Here is a 22,406-nt window from a genome sequence, read left to right on the forward strand (position 1 = left end):
CCATGAAGTACACGCAGCTCGGACGCACCGGACTCAAGGTCAGCCGACTCGTTCTCGGCACAATGAACTTCGGGCCCCAGACCGACGAGGCCGGCAGCCACGCCATCATGAATGCCGCGATCGACGCGGGCATCAACTTCTTCGACACCGCCAACGTCTACGGCTGGGGCGAGAACAAGGGCCGTACGGAGGAGATCATCGGCTCCTGGTTCGCCCGGGGGACGAGCAGGCGCGACAAAGTCGTCCTCGCCACCAAGGTGTACGGGTCGATGGAGGCCGACAAGCAGGTGTGGCCCAACCACGACCGGCTCTCCGCCGTGAACATCCGGCGGGCCGTCGAGGGCAGCCTCAAGCGCCTCAACACCGACTACATCGACCTCTACCAGTTCCACCACATCGACCGCCGGACCCCCTTCGAGGAGATCTGGCAGGCCATCGACGTACTCGTCCAGCAGGGCAAGATCCTCTACGCCGGGTCGAGCAACTTCCCCGGCTACAAGATCGCCCAGGCCAACGAGATCGCCGCCCGCCGCGGCAGTCTGGGCCTGGTCAGCGAGCAGTGCCTCTACAACCTCGCCGAGCGCCGCGCCGAGATGGAGGTCATCCCGGCCGCCCAGGACTACGGCCTCGGCGTCATCCCCTGGTCCCCGCTGCACGGTGGTCTGCTCGGCGGCGTGATCAAGAAGGAGACCGAAGGGGCACGCCGCGTCCAGGGGCGCTCCGCCGACGCCCTCGCCAACACCTCCGTACGCGCCCAGATCCAGGCCTACGAGGACCTGCTGGAGAAGCACGGACTCCCGCCCGGCGAGGCGGCCCTCGCCTGGCTGCTCACCCGGCCCGGCGTGACGGGACCGATCGTCGGACCGCGCACCGCCGACCAGCTCGACTCCGCGCTGCGGGCCGTCGACCTGGAACTGTCGAGCGCCGTACTGACGGAGTTGGATGCGATCTTCCCGGGCCCGGGACCGTCCCCGGAGGCCTTCGCCTGGTGATACCCCTCGCGACACCGGGCAGCCGCGTTCGGGTGCGCGTCAGCCGAACGCGGCCGCCACGGCGATGATCGCGAACATCAGCACAAGCACACCGGCCATGATCCGGTTTCGGGTCTTCGGGTCCACCCTCCGAGATTAGCTCGCCCGTCCGAGCGGCCAGGACCCGACCGTCTCATAGCGGGGCCCCTCCCCCGGGCTGCCGCCGCCCGGCAGTCTGCTGCGTACGAGCGCGAGCTCGCCCACCTCCCAGCGCGTGCCCTCGAAACGGTGCAGATCCTCGACGAACGGGCGCAGGTCCACCTCCGTGCGGGCACGGGCGATCGTGAGGTGAGCCTGATAGCGGCGGTGCTCCTCCATCGAGATACCGCTGCGGCGGGCCGCGGCGTCCGCACGCTCGGCAAGCAGCCGCATGTCGTCCAGATCACCCGCGGCGCCCGCCCACAGCACACGGCCGCCGAACCGGCCACCCCCATGAAGACGCAGCGGGAACGGCGGCGTGCGGTGGGCCGCCCGGGCCAGCCGGCCCCGCAGCTCCGGCACCAGCCGCTCGTCCACCTCACCCATGAACGCCAGCGTGAAGTGCCAGCCCTCCCGCCCGGTCCAGCGCAGCCCGTCCGCACCCGGGAGTTTCCTCAACCGGCCCACTTCCACGGCAAGTTCGTCGACCGCCACACGCGGTGGCAGCACGGCAGCGAAAAGCCTCATGCCGCGAGTCTGGCATGATCCGCCCGATCCGCTCCCCGCCTTATTCGCGCCCTGCTCGACGGCGCCGTCGCCCGGCTCGCCCACGCCTACCGCCCGCGACCGGGTCCCGCCGCCACGGCCGGGGCGTCGGCAGCGCGCTGCCGGTTCCGCGGGGGGCTCGTCGGCTACTGCGTCCGCAGCGGATTCACTCCGACGGAGGGTTCGTGGTCGACCGGCCCTGCGGGCCCGAGCCCCTCGGGGCTCCGCCCCGGACCCGGCCCCGCCTGCGGCGGGCGTTTCCCCCACCCCGCCCCTTCCCGAACCCGGGGCTCCGCCCCGGACCCCTGTTCGTCTGCGGACGGGCCCGTTGTGCCCACCCTCCCCCGAGCTCTCGGCTCCCGCTCGAGCAGGGGGGACCCCCACCGCCCGCTGCCCACAACAGGTGCACCCGGGCCGACAACCGGATCAGCGGGCCACAACAGGTGCAGTCGGCCGCCAACCGGAGCGACGGGCCACAACCAGACACGAGCAGCGGGCGGCATACGGCCTAGGGGTGGGGCCGTGCAGGGTCGTCCCCGCAGGGGATGGCGGCCGGGAAACGGCTCCCTCACAAAGCGCGTCAGGCCGCCGACCCCGTGGGGGTGCCCCCTCTGGGGGAGAGTCGAGCCCGGAGGGGCCACACCCCCCACCCACCGGCAGGCACGCAGGCCGCACCCGGGAAACGGCCGGCCCCACCCACCGGGCAGGCAACACACCCGCACCCGGAAAGGGGCAGGCCCACCCGGAGGTGGCCGCGCCCGCGGGGGCGCCGCACCCGCGAGGCCGTCAGGCCGCCGTGGCGAGGGCCTCGCGGTCGCGGGGGACGAACCGCACCTGGGGGTGGCCGTGGTGCCAGCCGAGGGAGAGGCGCAGGCCACCCACCCGGGCGAGGACCACGCCGATCAGCGCGGCCGCCGCAAGAGAGATCACGCCGCCCGTTGCGAAGCCCACGCGGGCGCCGTATGTGTCGGTGATCCAGCCCAGCAGGGGCGCGCCCAGGGGCGTACCGCCGACGAAGACCATCATGTAGAGGCTCATCACACGTCCCCGCATCACCGGGTCCGTCGCCATCTGGACGGACGAGTTGGCCGTGACGTTGACGGTGAGTCCCACCATTCCGATCGGCACGAGCAGCAGCGCGAACAGCCAGAACGACGGCGACAGCGCCGCGGCGACCTCCAGGACGCCGAACGCCACCGCGGCGCCGACCAGCATGCGCAGCCGCGATGTGCCGCGCCGGGCCGCGAGGAGGGCGCCGGCCAGGGAGCCGACGGCCATCAGGGTGTTGAGGAAGCCGTACGTGCCCGCGCCGACGTGGAACACCTCGTCGGAGAAAGCGGTCAGCCAGATCGGGAAGTTGAAGCCGAACGTGCCGATGAACCCGACCAGCGCGATGGGCCAGATCAGCTCCGGCCGGCGGGCGACGTAGCGCAGGCCCTCGCGGAGTTGTCCCTTGCCTCGGGGGGCGCGTTCGACCTTGTGCAGCTCGGCCGGGCGCATCAGCATCAGCGCGGTCAGCGGGGCGAGGAACGAGAGGCCGTTGACGAGGAACGCCCAGCCGCTGCCGATGGAGGCGATGAGCAGGCCGGCGACGGCGGGGCCGACGAGCCGGGCCGACTGGAAGTTGGCGGAGTTCAGACTGACGGCGTTCGGCAGCTGTTCGCGGCCGACGAGCTCGGACACGAAGGACTGCCGCGCCGGGTTGTCGACGACGGTGACCATGCCGAGCAGAAACGCCACCAGGTAGACGTGCCAGACCTGGATGTGACCGGACAGGGTGAGGGCGGCGAGCGCGAGCCCGCACAGTCCGAGGGCGCCCTGGCTGACCATCAGCAGACGGCGCTTGGGGTAGCGGTCGGCGATCACACCGCCGTACAGGCCGAAGAGCAGCATCGGCAGGAACTGGAGGGCCGTGGTGATGCCGACGGCCGCGGCCGAGCCGGTGAGGCTGAGGACCAGCCAGTCCTGGGTGATCCTCGCCATCCAGGTGCCGGTGTTGGAGACGATGGCGCCGGCGAAGTGCAGCCGGTAGTTGCGGACCTTCAGCGAGGCGAAGGTGCCCCGCTTGCTCGCGGCCGGCCCATGAGCACGCGCGTCGCGGGGCGTGCCGCGGCGGTCGTCGCGGGGCCCGTCGGGGCGGTCGTCGCGGGGCGTGTCGCGACGGTCGTCGGGGCGGTCGTCGCGGTGGGTGTCGTAGTGGGAGTTGTGTGCGGGTGCGGAGTCTGCTCCGGGTCCCGTACTCAAAAGGGTTCGCCTCCTCGGCGCGTGGTTCTTACAGGTGTGCGAGCTTCTCCAGTACGGGGGCGGCGGCGCGCAGCTTGGCCCACTCGTCCTCGTCCAGGGCCTCGGCGAGGGTCGCCAGCCAGGCGTTCCGCTTGCGGCGGGACTCTTCGAGCATGGCTTCGGCCTGCTCGGTGGGGCTGACCACCTTCTGCCGGCGGTCGTCGGGGTGCGGCTCCAGCCGGACCAGTCCCTTGGCTTCGAGCAGCGCCACGATCCGGGTCATCGACGGGGGCTGGACGTGCTCCTTGCGGGCCAGCTCCCCGGGGGTGGCCGAGCCGCAGCGGGCGAGGGTGCCCAGTACCGACATTTCGGTGGGGCTCAGCGATTCGTCGACGCGCTGGTGCTTCAGGCGTCGGCCCAGCCGCATGACGGCCGAGCGAAGGGCGTTCACGGCGGCCGCATCGTCACCGTGGGAAAGGTCAGGCATGTTCCTTAGCGTAACTCATTACCCATGCTAAATACCACCGGCCGAGGGTGCGCTTCGACACGTCACCCAATGGGGTGAGAGGTAGCCGAAAAGTGACGCACGAGGGTCGTTCGGGCGGCAAACCTGGCTGGCATGAAATCGACGGTGCTCAGCCTGCGGATAGACGGGGACCTGCTCGAACGGGTCAAGCAGCATGCCGCCAGAAGCGGAATGAGCGTCCAGGACTATGTGGTCCGGACGCTCATTCGCGACGACTTCGACGAACGCTTCGAGAAGGCGGTCGACGAGACGGAAAGGTTCTACGGCCTCACGTGAGGGCCCATGCCGGCACTCTCGCCCGCACTCACGCCAGAGCTTGTGCCAGGGCTTGCGCCACGGCTCGCGCCAGGGGTGGTGCCAGGACTCACGTCAGGCCCAGCGCCGGCATCGCGTAGTAGAAGACGAAGACCGCCGACACCACGTACATGGCGATCGGGACCTCCCGGCCACGGCCGGCCGCCAGGCGCAGCACGCTGAAGGCGATGAAGCCGATCCCGATGCCGTTCGTGATCGAGTACGTGAACGGCATCATCACCATCGCCAGGAAGGCGGGAACGGCGATGGTGAAGTCGCTCCAGTCGATGTCCTTGATCGAACCGGCCAGGATCAGGAAGCCGACCGCCACCAGCGCGGGGGTGGCCGCCTGGGACGGGACCATCGTGGCCAGCGGGGTGAGGAACAGGGCGACGGAGAAGAGCGCGCCGGTGACCACCGAGGCGAAACCGGTGCGCGCGCCCTCGCCGACACCGGCGGTGGACTCCACGAAGCAGGTGGTGGCGGAGGAGGAGGTGGCGCCGCCGGAGGCGACGGCGATGCCGTCGACGAAGAGGACCTTGTTGATGCCGGGGAAGTTACCCTTCTTGTCGATCAGCTTGGCCTCGTCGCCGACGCCGAGGATTGTGCCCATCGCGTCGAAGAAGCAGGACAGCAGGACGGTGAAGACGAAGAGGCAGCCGGTGAGGACGCCGACCTTCTCGAAGCCGCCGAAGAGGCTGACCTCGCCGACGAGACCGAAGTCGGGGGTGGCGACGGGGTTGCCGGGCCACTTGGGGGTGGTGAGGCCCCAGGAGGGGATGGTGGCGACGGCGTTGATCACCATCGCGGCGATCGTCATGACGACGATCGAGATGAGGATGGCACCGGGCACCTTGCGGATGATCAGCGCGAGGGTGAGCAGGGTGCCGAGGATGAACACGAGGACCGGCCAGCCGTCGAGGTGACCGGTGGTGCCCAGCTGGAGCGGGACGGTGGTGTGGGCGGCGTCGGGGATACGGGAGACGAAGCCGGAGTCCACCAGGCCGATGAGCATGATGAACAGGCCGATGCCGATGGCGATGCCCTTGCGGAGGCCGACGGGCACGGCGTTCATGACACGCTCGCGCAGACCGGTCGCGACGAGCAGCATCACGACGAAGCCGGCGAGGACGACCATGCCCATGGCGTCGGGCCAGGACATGCGGGGAGCGAGCTGGAGCGCGACGACCGTGTTGACGCCGAGGCCGGCGGCGAGGGCGATCGGGACGTTGCCGATGACACCCATGAGGAGGGTGGAGAAGGCCGCGGTGAGCACGGTGGCGGTGACGAGCTGGCCGCTGTCGAGCTGGTGACCGTACATGTCCTTGGCGCTGCCGAGGATGATCGGGTTCAGCACGATGATGTAGGCCATCGCGAAGAAGGTCGCGAATCCGCCGCGCACCTCACGGGCGATCGTGGAGCCGCGCTCCGAGATCTTGAAGAAGCGGTCCAGGCCGCTGGTCGGCCGGCTGGCCGGCGGCGGGGTGGCGCCGGCGTCCACCGGGGCGGTGGCCGAGGAGGGCATGCGAAACCTCAGTGGTGCGGAGCGGTACGGGGGATTCACGCCGTGAGGAGACCGCTTCTTGTTCCTTCATACGAAGAGAAACGTTCAGGCGTAAGCCGTTTCAGTATGAATACATCAAGGGAAGATCGCTATCTCCGCGCGTAGACCGGGCTGCTCACGGCCCTGCCGGGCCCGCCCGGCGCGCGCCTACACTGTCGGCATGGCCAAGTGGACCCCCAAGTACGAGGCGCCCGAGCCCCTGGAGGGGCCCATCGTCGCCACCATCACCGGCGGCACGATCATCTGGTTCGTCCTCTTCCTGGTGCAGGTCCCGTTCTACGGCTGGTTCGCCGACCGCGACCTCACCTGGTGGGTGTGGACCTGCCTGGCGGGCGCGGGGCTGGGACTGCTGGGCATCTGGTACGTCCGCAAGCGCGACGCGGCGATCAAGCGCGCGGCGGAGGAGTCACGCCGAGTCGGGGGCTGACGCCCCCACGCCCCCACGCCCCCGCACCCGCGACGGCTTCGCGCCTCGCCCGGCGGCCGGCTGGGTTCGGCCCCTGCCCCCGCGGTACAACCCCGGCGCCCGGCAGGACGGCGACCAGCCGGCGACTCCGCGCGCCGGGGCTCGGCACAGGCCCCGCCCCGCAGGGACAACGCCCCTCGCGCACCGCAACCGGCCCAGGCGCGGCGCGTGTCCACGCCACGGCGCCTTCGATGCCGGCGAGAGCACAGCGGCTGCGCCGACGACCGACAACGCCGCGAGCGTGCGTGCCGGACGCCCCCGGCCGGACGGGACTTCCGAAACACGCCCTAGTACGAAGGGACGCGATCACCTAGTGCCGGGGGACCATTTGTGTCCTACTGAGGTCTGATCTCGGGTGCGCTCAGGGGGTGGTGCGGGCCTCTCGGTCGTACGGTCGAGACATGACGCAGCGGGCGAAGATCGACACCGATGGGCCCCGGACCGGTGGACGGACCATCGACGCGGGGTCACCGCCCGTCACCCACCGGCCACGAGGGCTCACGGCCGCCGAGGTGGCCGAGCGGGTGGCGCGGGGAGAGGTCAACGACGTACCCGTACGCAGCTCCCGGTCCACCACCGACATCATCCGGGGCAACGTCTTCACCCGCTTCAACGCGATCATCGGCGTCCTGTGGGTGATCATGCTGATCGTCGCGCCGATCCAGGACAGCCTCTTCGGGTTCGTCATCCTCGCCAACACCGGCATCGGCATCATCCAGGAACTGCGCGCCAAGAGGACCCTCGACGGACTCGCCGTCATCGGGGAGGCCAAGCCCGTCGTACGGCGTGACGGGGTGGCCGCCGAGGTGTCGACCTCCGAGATCGTGCTCGGGGACTGCATCGAACTCGGGCCCGGCGACAAGGTGGTCGTCGACGGCGAGGTCGCCGAGGCCGACAACCTGGAGATCGACGAGTCGCTGCTGACCGGCGAGGCCGACCCTGTGCTGAAGAAGCCCGGCGACCCCGTCATGTCGGGCAGCTTCGTGGTCGCCGGTGGCGGCGCCTTCACCGCCACCAAGGTCGGGCGCGAGGCCTACGCCGCCCAGCTCGCCGAGGAGGCCTCCCGCTTCACCCTCGTGCAGTCGGAGCTCAGGTCCGGGATCTCGACGATCCTGAAGTACGTCACCTGGATGATGGTCCCCACCGCGATCGGGCTCATCATCAGCCAGCTCGTCGTCAAGGACACCAACCTCACCGACTCCATCGCCCGTACGGTCGGCGGCATCGTGCCGATGATCCCCGAGGGCCTGGTGCTGCTCACCTCGGTCGCCTTCGCGATCGGCGTGATCCGGCTGGGGCGGAAGCAGTGCCTCGTGCAGGAGCTGCCCGCCATCGAGGGCCTCGCGCGCGTCGACGTCGTCTGCCTCGACAAGACCGGCACGCTCACCGAGGGCGGCATGGACGTCACCGAGCTGAGGCCGCTGAACGGCTCCGACGAGGCCTACATACGCACCGTGCTCGGCGCCATCGGCGAATCCGACCCCCGCCCCAACGCCTCCCTCCGGGCGATCATCGACACCTATCCCGACAGCGACGACTGGCGCTGCACCGAGGCGCTGCCCTTCTCCTCCGCCCGCAAGTACAGCGGCGCCGCGTTCAGCGAGGGCGACGGGCAGGCCAGCAGCTGGCTGCTCGGCGCACCCGACGTGCTGCTTCCGGAGGACGACCCCGTCCTCACCGAGATCGACGCCCTCAACGAACAGGGCCTGCGCGTGCTGCTCCTCGCGCGCGTCACCGGCGAGCTGGACGATCCCAAGGTGGCCGAGACCGCCCGCGCCTCGGCCCTCGTCGTCCTGGAGCAGCGGCTGCGGCCCGACGCCGCCGACACCCTCGCCTACTTCGCCGACCAGAACGTCGCCGCGAAGATCATTTCCGGTGACAACGCCGTCTCGGTCGGCGCCGTCGCGGGCAAACTCGGTCTGCCGGGCGCCGACCGGACCGTCGACGCGCGCCGGCTCCCCGCCGAACGGGACGAGATGGCGACCGCCCTCGACGGAGCGACCGTGTTCGGCCGGGTCACCCCGCAGCAGAAGCGGGACATGGTCGGCGCGCTGCAGTCGCACGGGCACACCGTCGCCATGACCGGTGACGGCGTCAACGACGTCCTGGCCCTCAAGGACGCCGACATCGGTGTCAGCATGGGCTCGGGGTCCGAGGCCACCCGGGCCGTCGCCCAGATCGTGCTGCTCAACAACAGTTTCGCCACCCTGCCGTCGGTCGTCGCCGAGGGGCGCCGGGTCATCGGCAACATCACCCGGGTCGCCACCCTCTTCCTGACGAAGACGGTCTACTCGGTGCTCCTGGCGATCCTCGTGGTGTGCACGCAGGTGGAGTACCCGTTCCTGCCCCGGCACTTCACCCTCGTCTCCACGCTCACCATCGGCGTGCCGGCCTTCTTCCTGGCGCTCGCGCCCAACAAGGAGCGCGCGAAGCCGAACTTCGTACGACGGGTGATGCGGTACGCCATCCCGGCCGGGATCGTCTCCGCGGGGACCACCTTCGCCTCCTACGCCCTCGCCCGCTCCCACTACAGCGGGCCGGACGCCCTGGCCGCGGAGACGAGCGCGGCGACGCTCACCCTGTTCCTGGTGTCGATGTGGGTACTGGCGATCATCGCCCGCCCCTACACCTGGTGGCGCGTCGGCCTCGTGGTCGTGATGGGGCTCGCGTTCCTGCTGGTCCTGATCGTGCCCTGGCTCCAGGACTTCTTCGCGCTGAGGCTGGTGGGCACCACGATCCCGTGGGCGGCCGTGGGCATCGCGGCGGCGGGCGCCGCGATGCTGGAGTTCGCCTGGCGGTTGGTGGACCGCAAGTTCCCGGCGTAGCGCCCGCGCCACACCCGGGCCCGGTCACCACGACCGCGGCGCCACGCCCACGGCCCCACGGCTGCGGTGCCCCCGGCCCACGGCACCCACGACCGCGGTGCCTAGTCGAACCAGCGGTCCCGCGCGAGCTCCTCCGTGCGGGAGGGGTCCTCCAGGAGCGCCGCCACCTCGAAGCGGCGCGGCCACTGGCCCGCCGCCCAGGCAAGGCCGGCCGCGACGCCCTCCAGGGTGGACGCGTGGAGGGTGCCGTCCGGGGTGCGGCGCCAGTCCAGTTCGACGCCGCCCGCGCGCAGCTCCTCGTGCTCGACGTACGTGGCGGGGGTGCCGGGCCCCAGCAGGGCGTGCACGGAGGCCGGCACCTCGTGCTCCTCGCCGTCCGTCGTCACCTCGGCGTCGACCTCCTCGCTGAGCCGCCGCACCTGGAGCAGCTCCGCCAGGTCGGCCGCCCGGGACGGTGCCACCGGCAGCAGCGGGAGGTCCGCGGTGAGCGGCAGGAGGTCGGGGGCGTCGGCGACGACGGCCTCGTTCGCCGCCACCACGCGGAGCCGGCCGTCGACGACCGCGCGCAGCTCGTCGGGGAGGGTGACCTGCTCGGGTTCGAGGTCGGCGAGCGCGGTGTAGAGGGCGTGCAGCTGGGCGGCGGACACCTCGCGCTCGGGGTCGGCGAGGCGCGCCAGCAGCTCCGCGGCACCGCCGGGCTCGTCGAGGAGCGCGGCGACGGAGGTGCGGACGCCGAGGGCCCGCAGCACCTGGGTGTCCTCGAAGCCCGTGGTGTCGGCGGAGTCGTACAGGCCCTCCAGGAGCGGGTCGGCGCCCGCCGCGCGCAGTCCCGCCGGGCGGCGCCCGTCCAGCACCGGGTGGTCGCGCAGCCACCAGGCGGTGTAGGAGCGGACGGTCTCGGTGGTGCCGTCGGGCAGCAGTACCCGCACGGGCTGGGTGAGGGCGTCGCGCAGCGGGGGACGGGCGAGCAGGGCGAGCGCCTGCGGCCAGGCGTCGTCGTCGACGAGGTCGAGGTCCCGTACGGCGACGATCTCGGTGGCGACCGGCGGCACCGGCGAGTCGGGCAGGCGGTCCAGGACGTCCTCGCACCACACGTCGACGGCGTCCAGCAGGCCGGCGTCGTCCGGTTCGGCGTAGTCGCCCTCGCGCGGCTCCATCTCGTCCGGGTCGAGGACGACGTCGGTGGCCCTGACGAGGGCGAAGTTCGCGAGCACGCCGCAGGCGGCGAGGGGCTGTTCGCCCCAGCGTTCGGCCAGCTCGGCGTCGACCAGGGCCAGTTCGTCCTCGCGCATGACGGACGCGAAGGGGCTGCCGGGCAGGACGAGTTCCCCGGCCGGGGAGAGCTCCCCGTCCTCGTCGGGCAGGGCGAGCGCGCCGAGCCACGGCTCGTCGCCCGGTTCCAGGTCCGCGTCCCGCACGAGCGTGAGGACCGTCTCGGCGAGCTCCTCCGCGTCCGGGGCGGCTTCCCCGCCGACGCCGTCGTCCCAGCTCTCCCCCGCGTCGAGGGACGCGGCGACCGCCGCCCGAACCTGCGGCGTGGTGAGCACGGCGCGCGGGGTCGCCGGCAGGGCGCCCAGCTTCTCCAGGACGGGATGCGCGGCGTCGGGGTGGGCGACCTTCAGGCCGAGGCGGGTGAGATCGGCGGGCGTGTCGGGCAGCGGGAGCAGCACATGGCGCGGGCCGATCGCGGTGCGCCCGCCGACGAGGGGGACGGGCAGACCGGACAGCCGGTCGGGGTCGACGCCGGCGAGCGACTCGTAGAGCCGGTACCACCACTCGGGAGTGCGCTCCACGCCGGCGATGCGGTCGACGGCGTCGCCGAGGGACAGTCGGCCCACCCCGAGGGCGCGCAGCTCGGTCCGGCGCTCCAGTCCGGCCGGCAGCAGCGTCGGCAGCACGTCGGCGAGGACGCGCACCGTGTCGGCGCCGGCGCCCTCGACGACCTCCGCCTCGAACGGGCGCAGGGCGGTGAGCTCCTCGGAGGGGGCGGCGGGCGCGAGGAACGCCACGCGCGGCAGCCGTTCCAGCACGGCGGCCCGGATCGCCCCGTCCAGGACACCCTTGCCGAGCGGGCCCGGGACCAGATCGAGCGTGCCGGTCGAGACGGGCTGCCAGTCGGCCAGCAGCTCGGCGTACGCGTCGGCGGCACGGCCCACGAGGAAGTCGGTGAGCGGGCCGGGCGCCGGGTGGCGGCGGGTGGTGTCCAGCGGGAACGAGGCGATCAGCAGCGCGGGGACGCCCAGCGGCTCGTCCGTGGGAGTCGGGGCGTGCACGACCGGCGCGGTGCGGGGGCGCTCCGGGGCGCCCGCGGCGTCCACGGGAACGGCCCAGGTGACCGTCCAGTGCGGGCGCAGCCGCTCCTCGACGGGCCGGTCCTTCAGCAGTTCCGGGGCGATGGCGCCGGTGTGCGTGACGGTGCGCCAGCGGTTCGTCCTTCCGGCGCTGTCCTCGATGTGGATGTACGGGCCCTGCTCGCCGCGCGTGAGGACCCGGGTGGAGCCGGGCGTCTCGACGACGACCTCACGGAGGCCCGGCAGGGTCAGCAGGAGGGCGTCGTCGACGGCGGTCAGGAGGCGCTCGGTGAGGTCCACCGCGGCGGCGTCGCGCAGCGGGAGGACGACGACCGTGTCGTACCCCTCGGGGGCGGTGCCCTCGGCGGGCAGCGGAAGCCGCAGCAGCGGCACGTGACCGTCACGGCGGCGCAGTTCGTCGCCGAGGCCGGGGCTCGCCGTCGCGGCCCGGGCCGCCATGTCACGCGCCTCGCGCAGGGACCAGCGGACACCCCCGTGGCGGCCGAGTACGGCCGGTTCGTCACTGACGGCGAGTACGGCGGCGAAGCCGACGCCGAACCGGCCCACCGCGCTCTCGTGACCCTCCCGCTTGGCGGAGGCCCGCAGGGTGCTCAGCGACTCGACCCCGGTCGCGTCGAGGGGCGCGCCGGTGTTGGCGGCCGCCAGGACGGCCGGGCCCTCGGTGTCCGCCGGGTGCAGGGTGAGCCGGAGGCGGCCGGGGACACCGGCGCGGGCGGCGGCGTCCGCGGCGTTCTGGGCCAGCTCGACCACGAGACGGTCCCGGTAGCCGCCGAGCGCCAGGTCCTCCTCGGCGTTGGCGTCCTCCCGGAACCGTGCGGGGCCCGCGCCCCACGCGTCGAGCACCCCGCGCCGCAACCGCGCGGTCCCGAACGGGTCGGCCGCCCCTTCGGTCTCCGTCGCCCTCACGCTCACGATGTGCTCCGCTCTCTTCGTCCGTGGTCGTTCCGCACGGTGTTCCGCACCCTGTGGCCCGAAGGTATCGCGCGTCCACGCGTACCCCGGAACGGCACCTGTCCGGCCGCCCCGGGGACACCGGAAAAAACTTTCCCTCCCCGTTTCGGGGCGCGGGTGCGGCCTGCCGGTGGGTGGGGGGTGTGGCCCCTCCGGGCTCGACTCTCCCCCAGAGGGGCACGCCCACGGGGCCGGCGGCCCGAGGTCGCTTGGTGAGGGAGCCGTTTCCCGGCCGCCAACCCCTGAGGGGACAACCCTGCACGGCCCCACCCCAGCGCCGCATGCCGAGTGCGGCTCGGTACGGGGGCCGCCCACCACTCCGGTTTGTCGGCTGGGACTTGCGGGTCTGGTTGTGGCAGTTCCGCAGGGCGATGGGGGTCCCCTGCTCGAGCGAAGCCGAGAGCTTGGGGGAGGGTGGGCACAACCGGACCACCGAGCCGCAGACAGAAGGGGGTCCGGGGCGGAGCCCGGGGGTGCGGTGGGGGTGCGACCGGGCGGGGGCGGCCCCGGGTTCGGGAGGGGTGGGGTGGGGTGGGGGAAACGCCCGCCGCAGGCGAACGGGGCCGGGGCGGAGCCGCGGGGTGCGGTGGGGGGCGGTGGGCCCGCGATCGGGGCCGGGTGGCCCCGCACCGGGGGTGCGGGGCTTCGGGGTGGGGCGGAGCCCCACGGGGGCTCAGCTGTGGCCCAGGTCCTCGGACGCCGCGTCCGGGGACGTCGCCGGCACCGACCCCCCGTCCCGCGCGGGCCGCAGCGGAAACTCGTCCGCTCCCATCGAGTCCAGCACCGGCGGCGCCGGCCGGGGCGGCTTCGGCATGACCGCCGCCTCGGAGTGGCCCCCGCAGCCGTACGTCAGGGAGACGACCCGCCCGTCCGCCGGCGAGAACTCATTGGCGCACACCCCGAACGCCTGCTTCAGGGAGCCCGCGAGCGGCACCAGGAAGCCGCAGGTGACGCATGCCGCGGGGGCCGCCTGCGCCATGGGCGTCTTCGCGCCGAAGGACTCCTCCCAGCGGTCCGCGGCGACGTGGAGGCCGTAGCGCGACAGCACGCGGGCCCGCCGCATGCCGAGTTCCTCCGCGACCGCGGCGATGGAGCCGCGCGACGGCGTGCGGGAGACGATCTCCGCGTCCTCGACGTCGAGGTGCTCCACCATGTCCTCGGACACCGCCGAGTTCGGCGGCGGCGCGTCCTCGCCGGAGAAGCCGGGCTCCAGGCGCAGGTCGTCCTGTTCGGTGGGCAGCAGGTCGCCGGGGCCCATGTCGCCGGGGCGCAGGCGTTCGCTCCACGGCACCCACTCGGGGGCGAGCAGCGCGTCGGGGCCGGGCAGCAGGACGGTCTCGTCCAGGGTGACGACCTTCGCGCGGGAGGCACGGGTGACGGTGACGGCCCACCGCCAGCCGCGGTAACCGAACTCCTTGCATTCGAAGAAGTGCGTCACGACCCGGTCGCCCTCGGCGACCACGCCCGCGTGTTCCCCGACGATGCCGGGTGCCGCCGCTTCTTCGGCCGCCTCCCTGGCGAGGTCTACTGCCTCGGCGCAGAGGCGGTCGGGGGCGGGGGTACGCGGGGTACGGCTTCGCGTCGTCGCAGCACTCACAGGTCTCGCTTCTCTCCTACGCCGTCTCACGGGTGCGCCGGCCGAGTCGCGATGCTTCGGGCGGCGGGCGGAGCGGACCAGGGGGCCGCATCGACGTCCGCGCCCGACGTTTCCGTTTCCCGGGCACACCTATCGTCATCCATTCTGCGGGATGCCGAAGAGGCGCGCGGCCGAGAACTTCCGCCGGTGGCGCGCTACGCACGCTACCCCCTTCGCCGCCCGCCGCCCACCTGCCCGCCCCAAGTAGCCCTGTCCACCGTTCGCCGACGAGACGCCTGGGGCACTATGACGAGGTGGCAGCCGCGAGGTCGTCCGATGACGCCGGGCCGCTCCGGAGGGCGGGCCGGCGGGTGGGGCGTGCCCTGCACCTGCCGTTCACGGGCGCGGCCAAGGGCATTCGCAAGGCGACTCACGCGCACGGCGCGGGCGAGTCGGGCCTGGGCAAACTGATCGAGCTGCACGCCGTCAACGGCGCCGGTGACGTCATGATCACGGTGGCGCTGGCGTCCACGGTGTTCTTCTCCGTGCCGACGGACGAGGCGCGCGGCCGGGTCGCGCTGTACCTGGCGATCACGATGGCCCCGTTCACTCTGCTGGCCCCGGTGATCGGACCGCTTCTGGATCATCTTCCGCACGGCCGGCGGGCGGCGATGGCGGGCGCCATGCTGACCCGGGCGGTGCTGGCCCTGACCATGTCCGGGGCGGTCGCCACGGGCGGCCTGGAGCTGTATCCGGCGGCGCTGGGCGTGCTGGTCGCCTCGAAGGCGTACGGCGTGGTGCGCAGCGCCGTCGTGCCACGGCTGCTGCCACCGACGTTCTCTCTGGTGAAGGCCAATTCGAGGGTGACGCTCGCGGGACTGCTGGCGACGGGCGTGGCGGCGCCGATCGGCGTGGGGCTCCAGCAGATCGGCTCGTCGTGGCCGCTGTACGGGGCGTGCACGCTGTTCCTGCTGGGCGCGTACTGGGCGCTCCGGATGCCGCACAAGGTCGACTCGGCGAAGGGTGAGCGCAAGGCGCACATGCTGACGCACGGCGAGAAGAAGCCGAGCCTGCGGACGGTCGGCCCGTCCGTGCTGCACGGGCTGCAGGCGAACGCCGCGCACCGGGTGCTGTCCGGGTTCCTGATCTTCTTCCTGGCGTTCCTGCTGCGCGAGGACCCGCTGGGCGGGCAGAGCGCGGCGGTGTCGCTCGGCATGGTGGGTGTCGCGGCCGGGGTCGGGAACGCGTGCGGTACGGCGGTCGGCGCGCTGCTGAAGTCCCGCTCCCCGGAAGTGATCATCGCCACGATGCTGACGCTGGCGATGCTGGCGGCGACGGCGGCGGCGGTGTTCTTCAACGCGGTGACGGTCGCTCTCGTGGGCGCGGTGGCGGGACTGTCCCAGGCTCTGTCGAAGCTGTCGCTGGACGCCATGATCCAGCGGGACGTGCCGGAGGTGGTGCGCACGTCGGCGTTCGCCCGCTCGGAGACGCTGCTGCAGATGTCGTGGGTGGTGGGCGGCGCCATCGGGATCTCCCTGCCGCTGAAGGGGTCGCTCGGCATGGCGGTCGCGGCGGGGATCCTGGCGCTGGGCGTGGCCATCACGGTGCGGGGGCTGCTGGCGGCCGCGCGCGGCACGCCGCACCCCCGCGTGGCGTGAGCGGGGACGACCGATAGCCTTCGCCCCATGACCGTTGCGTTCTTTTCCGGTAAGGCCCGCCGGGCCGGCGTCGCTCTGGGTGCCGTCTCCGCCGGACTCCTCGTACTCTCCGCCTGCGACAAGCCGACGCCGCTCGCGACCGTGACGGTCGGGTCGGACTCGGTCCACACCGAGGCGACCTGCTACAACGACGGCGAAGCCATCAAGGAGTCGCTGATCCAGGACTGCCTGAACAAGAAGGGCGAGAAGACCATCGAGGTCTCCGCCGACGACAGGATCCGCTTCGGCGTCGACCCGGAGATCGCGGAGAACGGCTGGACGCTGTTCATCGGCGGCCAGCAGGCCGAGCAGGAGCCGTACAAGAAGACGTACCGGACGATCCCGGCGAGCGCGTTCTTCTCGTCCCAGACGGGTGAGCCGTCCAGCTCGGCGCAGATCTCCATCGTCGAGACGAGCGGCAAGAAGCTGACGGGCATCTGGCACTTCGAGCTGAAGAAGAAGCCCTGACCCTGCGCATCCTGGTCGTGACGGCGGTGGCGACGGAGGCGGACTCCGTCGCGGCCGGTGTCTCCGGCTTCGCTCCCGGGCCCCCGCGCCGTCTGCCGGGCGGCTTCCCGGTGACGTCCATGCGGGGGCCGGACGGTGCCGTTCTCGACGTGGTCGCCGCGGGGGTCGGCCCCGCCGCCGCGGGGGTGGGGGCCGCCACCGCGCTGGCCACCGCGCCGTACGACCTCGTCGTCTCCGCCGGGATCGGTGGCGGCTTCCTGCCGCACGCCCGGCTCGGCGACATCGTCGTGTCGGACGAGATCATCGCGGCCGATCTGGGGGCCGAGACGCCCGACGGGTACCTCGCCGTCGAGGAGCTCGGCTTCGGCCGCTCCGTGCGTCTGCCGCCCGCGGGACTGCCCGGGCGGATCTCCGAGGTCCTGCGCGCCGGCGGCAGGCGGCACGTCGTCGCGCCCGTGCTCACTGTGTCCACGGTGACCGGCACCGCCGACCGTACCGCCGAGCTGACCGCCCGCCATCCGCGGGCCGCGGCGGAGGCGATGGAGGGCTTCGGTGTCGCCGAGGCCGCCGCCGCGCACGGCGTGCCCGTCGTCGAGGTGCGCGCGGTCTCCAACACCGTCGGCCCGCGCGACCGCGCCGCCTGGCGGATCGGGGAGGCGCTCGACTCGCTGCGGTACGCCTTCCAGTTGCTCAGCACCACCGTCTTCCTGGAGGACCAGTGACCCTGAGGATCGCGTACTCGTCCTGCCCCAACGACACGTTCGTCTTCGACGCCTGGGCGCACGGCCGCGTCCCGGGCGCGCCCGAGCTCGATGTGACGTTCGCCGACATCGACATCACCAACGGGATGGCCGAGCGGGGCGAGTACGACGTCCTCAAGGTCTCCTACGCCGTGCTGCCCTGGGTCCTGGACGAGTACGCCCTGCTGCCCTGCGGCGGCGCCCTGGGGCGCGGCTGCGGGCCGCTGGTGCTGACCAGGGAGCCGGGACTGGACCTCGGCGGGCGGACCGTCGCCGTGCCGAGCGAGCGCTCGACGGCGTACCTGCTGTTCCGGCTCTGGGCGGCGGACGTCGTCCCGGGGCGGGTCGGCGAGGTCGTGGTGATGCCGTTCCACGAGATCATGCCGGCCGTCCGTGACGGCAAGGTGGACGCCGGTCTGGTGATCCACGAGGCCCGCTTCACCTACGAGCGGTACGGGCTGCACAGCCTCGCCGACATGGGTGAGCACTGGGAGTCCACGACCGGGCTGCCCATCCCGCTGGGCGCGATCATCGCCAAGCGGTCGCTGGGCGAGGAGACGCTGAGGCTGCTCGCCGAGTCGGCGCGCACATCGGTCCGGATGGCCTGGGACGACCCGGAGGCCTCGCGCCCGTACGTACGCGAACACGCCCAGGAGATGGACCCGGCCGTGGCCGACCAGCACATCGGGCTCTACGTCAACGAGTTCACGGCCGACCTCGGTGAGGACGGCTACGCCGCGGTCCGCGGCCTGCTGACGCGCGCCGCGGCCGAGGGGCTGGTACCGCCCCTCAAGCCCGACGCGCTCAGCTTCGTCCCCTAGGGCGTGTTTCGCGGAGGAGGGAGCCGGCGCTGGGCGCCGGCGACCGACGACGACGACGGCGACGCGGTCGCACGGCGTCGCGGGCCCGGCATGGTCCGCCGGGCAGCCTCAGACGTCCAGCTGGTCCGCCACGGCCCGCAGGAGGCCGGCGATCTTCTTTCCGTGCACCTTGTCGGGGTAGCGCCCGCGCTCCAGCATCGGCGTGATGTTCTCCAGGAGCGTGGTCAGGTCCTGCACGATCGATGCCAGTTCGTCGGGCTTGCGGCGCTGGGCCGCCGCCACCGACGGGGTCGGATCGAGGACCGTCACCGAAAGCGCCTGGTCACCGCGCTGGCCCGCCACGACGCCGAATTCGACGCGCTGGCCGGGCTTGAGGGCCTCCACCCCGGCAGGGAGCACCGACGAGTGCACGAAGACGTCGCCGCCGTCGTCACGGGAGAGAAAGCCGAAGCCCTTCTCGCTGTTGAACCACTTGACCTTGCCGGTAGGCACGTCTGTCCTCGTCCTCGTACTCGATGGGGTGAGCCGGGAAATTCGGCTCTGGATAGCACTGCAGCGGGTCGCCGGACCCCTCCCCCTAGCCCTCGCTGCGCTCGAGTGGGGCGGGACCCGCAGCGCACCAAGGCTAATGGTCCCGGGGCCGGTGACAAGACGTCTCCGGTTTGTTCCTCCGGCCTGGGAACTACCCTGGCTGAATGCTGAGTGAAACCCCCTCGAGCGGCGCCGCCCCCGGTGACGGTCTCGTCCGTGTCGGTGCGATCGTCTTCATCGTCGGCGCGGTGGCCACTTTGGTCACCGTCGCGCCGCTGTTCCTGGGGACGGATCCCTTCCCCACGCTCGCGTACTGCGTGTCCATGCTGATGGGTGCCGGTTTCCTGATCGCCGCGGCGGGCGTGCTGCGTTCGATCGCCGCGCAGCGGCGTCAGGCGCGGTCGGCCGTGTCGCCCAGGTAGGCCTCCCACCAGGCGGGAAAGGCCGTGAGGTCGGGCAGGACCACGTCCGCGCCGGCCGCCCGCAGCTCGTCGGCGTCGCACGGACCGGTGGTCACGGAGACGGCGAGGGCACCCGCCGCACGTGCGCCGCGCACGTCGCCGGTGTGGTCGCCGACGTACACGCCCGCGCCGTGTCCGCGCAGTGCCTCCGCCTTGGCCTCGGCCCACAGCCAGCCGATCACGGCGTCCGGTTCGATACCGAGGTGATCGAGGTGGAGCTTGGCGTTCGGTTCGTGCTTGGCGGTGACGACGACGGCCCGGCCGCCCGCTTCGCGAACGGCTTGAATCGCATCCCTCGCACCGGGGAGTGCGAGGGTCGGCGCTATCGCGTATGTGGGATAGATCTCGCGGTACCGGTCGCCCGTCTCCTGGATGCGGTCGGCGGGGAACCAGTGCGCCAGCTCCTGTTCGAGGGGCGGACCGAGGCGGGTGACCGCCAGGTCGGCGTCGATCCATACGCCCGTTTCCTCGGAGAGCGCCCGGTATGTGGCATGGATACCGGGCCGCGAGTCGATGAGCGTCATGTCGAGGTCGAAGCCGACGGTGCGGGTGCGCGAGGTCATGTGAGCCATTGTGGCGGGTCGGGCCTCCAGGGGTGGCGGGATGGCCGCCGATGGCCCGGCCGCGCACACGGCCGTCGTGACACGCCTCACAGGCCGTTTTGTCTCCTATTCACCACTCCCCCAGAATGCGTGATCATTTCGGCCACTTGGCGCAACTAGGCTGCTCCGTGACCACTTTTGACGCTACTTCGGGAGCGAACGTGAAGGTTTCACGCCGCGTCAGTGCCGTTGTCACGGGGGCGCTTTCCGCCATGATCCTGGCCGTGCCGGCCGCGCACGCCTGGCAGTCGAACAACCACAAGTGGGGGGAGGGCAAGGAAACCCGGCGCTTCAGCTGGAGCAGCGCCTACAAGAAGTACATAAACCTCAGCGGCTGCTCCACCGACTCGGCCAAGGGCTTCTCGTCCGCGCACATCACGCTCATGCGGAACGTGGACTGGCGCCCGGACACCAAGATGTCCTCCTTCGACAACCGGTGCGGCAAGAGCACCAACTACCTGGCCACCGACAAGGCCGACTACTACTACAAGCTCAACTCTCTGGAGTACGGCAGCCTGCTGACGATCAAGAAGCTGACCGTCAACTGAGCCGATGTCGGGCCGGTGCCTTCGCGGCACCGGCCCGACGCGTGCCCGGGCCATTTCTGCAAGAGAGAAGAGACGTGGATATTTCCTTCGAGGAATGTTCCTTCGGATATCGGAGAGGCCATCCGATCATCGATCGCCTCTCGATCGAACTGGGCTCGGGGCACCTCGCGCTGCTCGGCCCCAACGGCGCCGGCAAGTCCACCCTGATGAGCCTGGCCGCCACCGCCGTACGCCCCTGGTCGGGCACGGTGCGGTTCAAGGGCCTGGACGCCCGCGATCGCCGCCACCACGCCCGGTGGCGGCGCTCCGTCAGCTGGATGCCGCAGCACATCAACGCCGTTCCCGGACTCACCGTGCGCGAACAGGTCGCCTACAGCGGCTGGCTGAAGGGGATGACACGCGCGGACGCCTGGACCGCCTCGCGGGAGGCGCTGGCGCGGGTCGACCTGCTCGGCACCACGGAGAAGCCGGCCTCCGAACTCTCCGGCGGCCAGCTGCGCCGGGTGGGCATCGCCCAGGCCCTCGTCCACGGCGCCGACGTCGTCCTGATGGACGAGCCCTCCGCGGGACTGGACCCGGTCCAGTACGGCGTGCTCCGCGACCTGATGCGCGACCTGTCGGACGACATGCGCTTCATCGTCTCCACCCACGACAGCCGGGACCTCGCCGAGGTCTACGCCCGCGTCCTGGTCCTGTCCGGCGGCACGGTGCGCTTCCACGGGTCCATGGACGAGTTCCTCGGCCGTGCCCCCGAGGGAACCGAACCCCACCGCCGCGCGGAGGACGCGTACCGGACGATCATCGGCGCGGAGGCCTGACGTGCACTGGACGTGGAAACGACGCCTGCTCGCGGCGCCCGCGCCGCGCGTCGCGCTGGTCCTCTACCCGCTCATGGCCTGGTACGTCCTCGGCCCCAGGCCGGAGACCGGCTGGCAGGCGGCCGGGCAAGTGAGTCTCACCCTGGCCTTCGTGGCCCCCGCCTGCGCGGGGCTCGCCGCCTGGGAGGGGCGCAGGGCGACCGTGGGCGGTGTCCTGGACGTCGCGCCGGTACGTTCCCGCCTGCTGGTCGCGGCCTCCTCGCTGGTCGCCCCGCTGCTCGTGGGGATCGGCGGCCTGCTGGTGGGAACGCTCGTCGTCATGTCGTCGGGCGGCCCCGACACCGCGCCCCCGTGGCCGATGCTGCCCCTGTGGCTGTCCATCCTGTGCGGTCACATCCTGGCCGGCTACGTCGTGGGCCGTGCCCTGCCCGGAGCCCTGGGAACCGCGCTCACCGTGATGGCGAGCTGGGTCGTGATCGCCTATCCGCCGGCGATGCTGCCCTTCTGGCTGCGGCACCTGACCGGCGGCGGCCTCAACGTCTGCTGCTCCATCGACTCCGTCGTCGATCCCGCGGCGCTCCTCGCGCCCGTGATCCTCGCCGCCGCCGTCGCGGGCGCGGCGGTCCTCCTGGTGCACTTCGGCCGCAGCCTGGTGGCGCTCGTCGTCTCCCTGGTCCTCGTGGCGGCGGGCCTCGGCGGTGCCTCCGTCCTCGTCCAGGGCATGACCGCGGTCCCGGACGTGCCGCGCGCCAAAGGACTGCGCTGCGAGGGGGCGGCGCCCGAGGTGTGCCTGTGGCCGGAGCAGGAGCACCAGCGCGACTGGCTGCAGCCCCTCCTCGTCAAGGCCTACGGTTCGCTGCGCGAGGTGGGCGTGAAGACGCCGGCCAAGGTGGGCACCCAGCGCTGGGACGCCGGCGTCACGCATGTGCAGATCTCCGACGAGGCGACACCGGACGAGGTCCTGCGCGCCCTGCCGTCGAGCGTCCTCCCCGCCGGGGAACCCGAGTGCGTGACGACGGGCAGCGGCAAGCACCCGGGCGCCGACGCCTATCCGCCCATGGACGCCTGGCTGCTGCTGGTGGTGGGCGGCGACCCCAAGGCCGAGACGGTGAACAGCTCCTGGTCCCCCGAGGACCTCGCGCTGGCCGCCGACGTCGCGGCGCAGCCCAAGGAGCGACAGCGCGCGTGGTTCGCACACAACTGGAAGGCGCTGCACGACTGCACGACCGAGCCGCTGCTCGGCGTCGCGCCGTCCCGGTGACCGGAGG

The 22,406-nt window shown here is 72.2% G+C and carries 20 protein-coding genes; 12 read left to right on the forward strand and 8 right to left on the reverse strand.

Annotated features, from left to right (window positions below; all coding sequences use genetic code 11):
* Positions 1–2: 2 nt before the first annotated feature.
* Positions 3–992 carry an aldo/keto reductase gene (locus tag ACY34K_RS27655; RefSeq protein ID WP_462751838.1) on the forward strand — a complete coding sequence of 330 codons (990 nt, stop codon included), beginning with the start codon at positions 3–5 and terminating at the stop codon, positions 990–992.
* 135 nt (positions 993–1,127) lie between these two features.
* On the opposite strand, the gene thpR is transcribed toward ACY34K_RS27655, so the two are convergent.
* The 3 genes from thpR to ACY34K_RS27670 all read right to left on the reverse strand — a co-directional run bounded on the left by thpR (position 1,128) and on the right by ACY34K_RS27670 (position 4,425).
* Entirely contained in the window at positions 1,128–1,697 is a 570-nt protein-coding gene (thpR, locus tag ACY34K_RS27660; RefSeq protein ID WP_462751840.1) for an RNA 2',3'-cyclic phosphodiesterase, read from the reverse strand.
* Between the two features lie 804 nt (positions 1,698–2,501).
* Entirely contained in the window at positions 2,502–3,959 is a 1,458-nt protein-coding gene (locus ACY34K_RS27665) for an MFS transporter (RefSeq protein WP_462751842.1), read from the reverse strand.
* Between the two features lie 28 nt (positions 3,960–3,987).
* Entirely contained in the window at positions 3,988–4,425 is a 438-nt protein-coding gene (locus ACY34K_RS27670; protein WP_462751844.1) for a MarR family winged helix-turn-helix transcriptional regulator, read from the reverse strand.
* Positions 4,426–4,557: 132 nt separating this feature from the next.
* Here ACY34K_RS27670 and ACY34K_RS27675 point away from each other — a divergent pair, with 132 nt between their 5' ends.
* The gene (locus ACY34K_RS27675; RefSeq protein ID WP_462751846.1) at positions 4,558–4,740 is read left to right on the forward strand and encodes a ribbon-helix-helix protein, CopG family; all 183 of its coding nucleotides are present in this window, start codon (positions 4,558–4,560) and stop codon (positions 4,738–4,740) included.
* Positions 4,741–4,828: 88 nt separating this feature from the next.
* On the opposite strand, the gene ACY34K_RS27680 is transcribed toward ACY34K_RS27675, so the two are convergent.
* Entirely contained in the window at positions 4,829–6,283 is a 1,455-nt protein-coding gene (locus ACY34K_RS27680) for an NCS2 family permease (RefSeq protein WP_462751848.1), read from the reverse strand.
* Between the two features lie 199 nt (positions 6,284–6,482).
* Between ACY34K_RS27680 and ACY34K_RS27685 the strand changes: the two genes are divergently transcribed.
* Both ACY34K_RS27685 and ACY34K_RS27690 read left to right on the forward strand, forming a co-directional pair.
* Positions 6,483–6,749, forward strand: a complete 267-nt coding sequence (locus ACY34K_RS27685; protein WP_462751850.1) for a DUF2530 domain-containing protein — start codon at positions 6,483–6,485, stop codon at positions 6,747–6,749.
* 440 nt (positions 6,750–7,189) lie between these two features.
* Positions 7,190–9,613 (forward strand): HAD-IC family P-type ATPase, encoded by a 2,424-nt coding sequence (locus ACY34K_RS27690; RefSeq protein WP_462751852.1) that lies wholly within the window; start codon positions 7,190–7,192, stop codon positions 9,611–9,613.
* 101 nt (positions 9,614–9,714) lie between these two features.
* Here ACY34K_RS27690 and ACY34K_RS27695 read toward each other — a convergent pair whose 3' ends face one another.
* Positions 9,715–12,831 carry a sacsin N-terminal ATP-binding-like domain-containing protein gene (locus ACY34K_RS27695; protein ID WP_462751888.1) on the reverse strand — a complete coding sequence of 1,039 codons (3,117 nt, stop codon included), beginning with the start codon at positions 12,829–12,831 and terminating at the stop codon, positions 9,715–9,717.
* A gap of 718 nt (positions 12,832–13,549) precedes the next feature.
* The gene (locus tag ACY34K_RS27700) at positions 13,550–14,473 is read right to left on the reverse strand and encodes a DUF3027 domain-containing protein (protein ID WP_462751854.1); all 924 of its coding nucleotides are present in this window, start codon (positions 14,471–14,473) and stop codon (positions 13,550–13,552) included.
* 293 nt (positions 14,474–14,766) lie between these two features.
* On the opposite strand from ACY34K_RS27700, the gene ACY34K_RS27705 reads away from it, so the two are divergent.
* From ACY34K_RS27705 to ACY34K_RS27720, 4 genes are read left to right on the forward strand one after another with little or no spacing between them, the layout of a single operon-like run.
* On the forward strand, positions 14,767–16,110 hold the full coding sequence (locus ACY34K_RS27705; protein WP_462751856.1) for an MFS transporter: 1,344 nt from the start codon (positions 14,767–14,769) through the stop codon (positions 16,108–16,110).
* Between the two features lie 27 nt (positions 16,111–16,137).
* On the forward strand, positions 16,138–16,617 hold the full coding sequence (locus ACY34K_RS27710; RefSeq protein ID WP_462751858.1) for a DUF2771 domain-containing protein: 480 nt from the start codon (positions 16,138–16,140) through the stop codon (positions 16,615–16,617).
* A gap of 2 nt (positions 16,618–16,619) precedes the next feature.
* Positions 16,620–17,339 carry a futalosine hydrolase gene (locus ACY34K_RS27715; protein WP_462751890.1) on the forward strand — a complete coding sequence of 240 codons (720 nt, stop codon included), beginning with the start codon at positions 16,620–16,622 and terminating at the stop codon, positions 17,337–17,339.
* Positions 17,336–18,178 carry a 1,4-dihydroxy-6-naphthoate synthase gene (locus ACY34K_RS27720; protein WP_462751860.1) on the forward strand — a complete coding sequence of 281 codons (843 nt, stop codon included), beginning with the start codon at positions 17,336–17,338 and terminating at the stop codon, positions 18,176–18,178. The genes ACY34K_RS27715 and ACY34K_RS27720 overlap by 4 nt, the downstream gene beginning before the upstream one ends.
* Before the next feature lie 108 nt (positions 18,179–18,286).
* Here the strand turns inward: ACY34K_RS27720 and ACY34K_RS27725 are convergent, their stop codons facing one another.
* Positions 18,287–18,670 (reverse strand): cold-shock protein, encoded by a 384-nt coding sequence (locus ACY34K_RS27725; RefSeq protein ID WP_189550285.1) that lies wholly within the window; start codon positions 18,668–18,670, stop codon positions 18,287–18,289.
* A gap of 203 nt (positions 18,671–18,873) precedes the next feature.
* Between ACY34K_RS27725 and ACY34K_RS27730 the strand changes: the two genes are divergently transcribed.
* Positions 18,874–19,131 (forward strand): hypothetical protein, encoded by a 258-nt coding sequence (locus ACY34K_RS27730; protein ID WP_462751862.1) that lies wholly within the window; start codon positions 18,874–18,876, stop codon positions 19,129–19,131.
* Here the strand turns inward: ACY34K_RS27730 and ACY34K_RS27735 are convergent.
* A complete protein-coding gene (locus ACY34K_RS27735) occupies positions 19,101–19,742 on the reverse strand; it encodes an HAD family hydrolase (protein ID WP_462751864.1) in 642 nt (213 codons plus the stop codon). The two genes, ACY34K_RS27730 and ACY34K_RS27735, sit on opposite strands and share 31 nt — an antisense overlap.
* A gap of 191 nt (positions 19,743–19,933) precedes the next feature.
* Here ACY34K_RS27735 and ACY34K_RS27740 point away from each other — a divergent pair, with 191 nt between their 5' ends.
* The 3 genes from ACY34K_RS27740 (at position 19,934) to ACY34K_RS27750 (ending at position 22,399) form a co-directional block, all read left to right on the forward strand.
* Complete coding sequence (locus ACY34K_RS27740) at positions 19,934–20,320, forward strand: hypothetical protein (RefSeq protein WP_462751866.1); 387 nt, start codon at positions 19,934–19,936, stop codon at positions 20,318–20,320.
* 74 nt (positions 20,321–20,394) lie between these two features.
* The gene (locus ACY34K_RS27745) at positions 20,395–21,138 is read left to right on the forward strand and encodes an ATP-binding cassette domain-containing protein (protein ID WP_462751868.1); all 744 of its coding nucleotides are present in this window, start codon (positions 20,395–20,397) and stop codon (positions 21,136–21,138) included.
* A gap of 1 nt (position 21,139) precedes the next feature.
* A complete protein-coding gene (locus ACY34K_RS27750; protein ID WP_462751870.1) occupies positions 21,140–22,399 on the forward strand; it encodes a DUF7224 domain-containing protein in 1,260 nt (419 codons plus the stop codon).
* Positions 22,400–22,406: the final 7 nt, after the last annotated feature.

Source organism: Streptomyces sp. STAM6, from assembly GCF_054963715.1.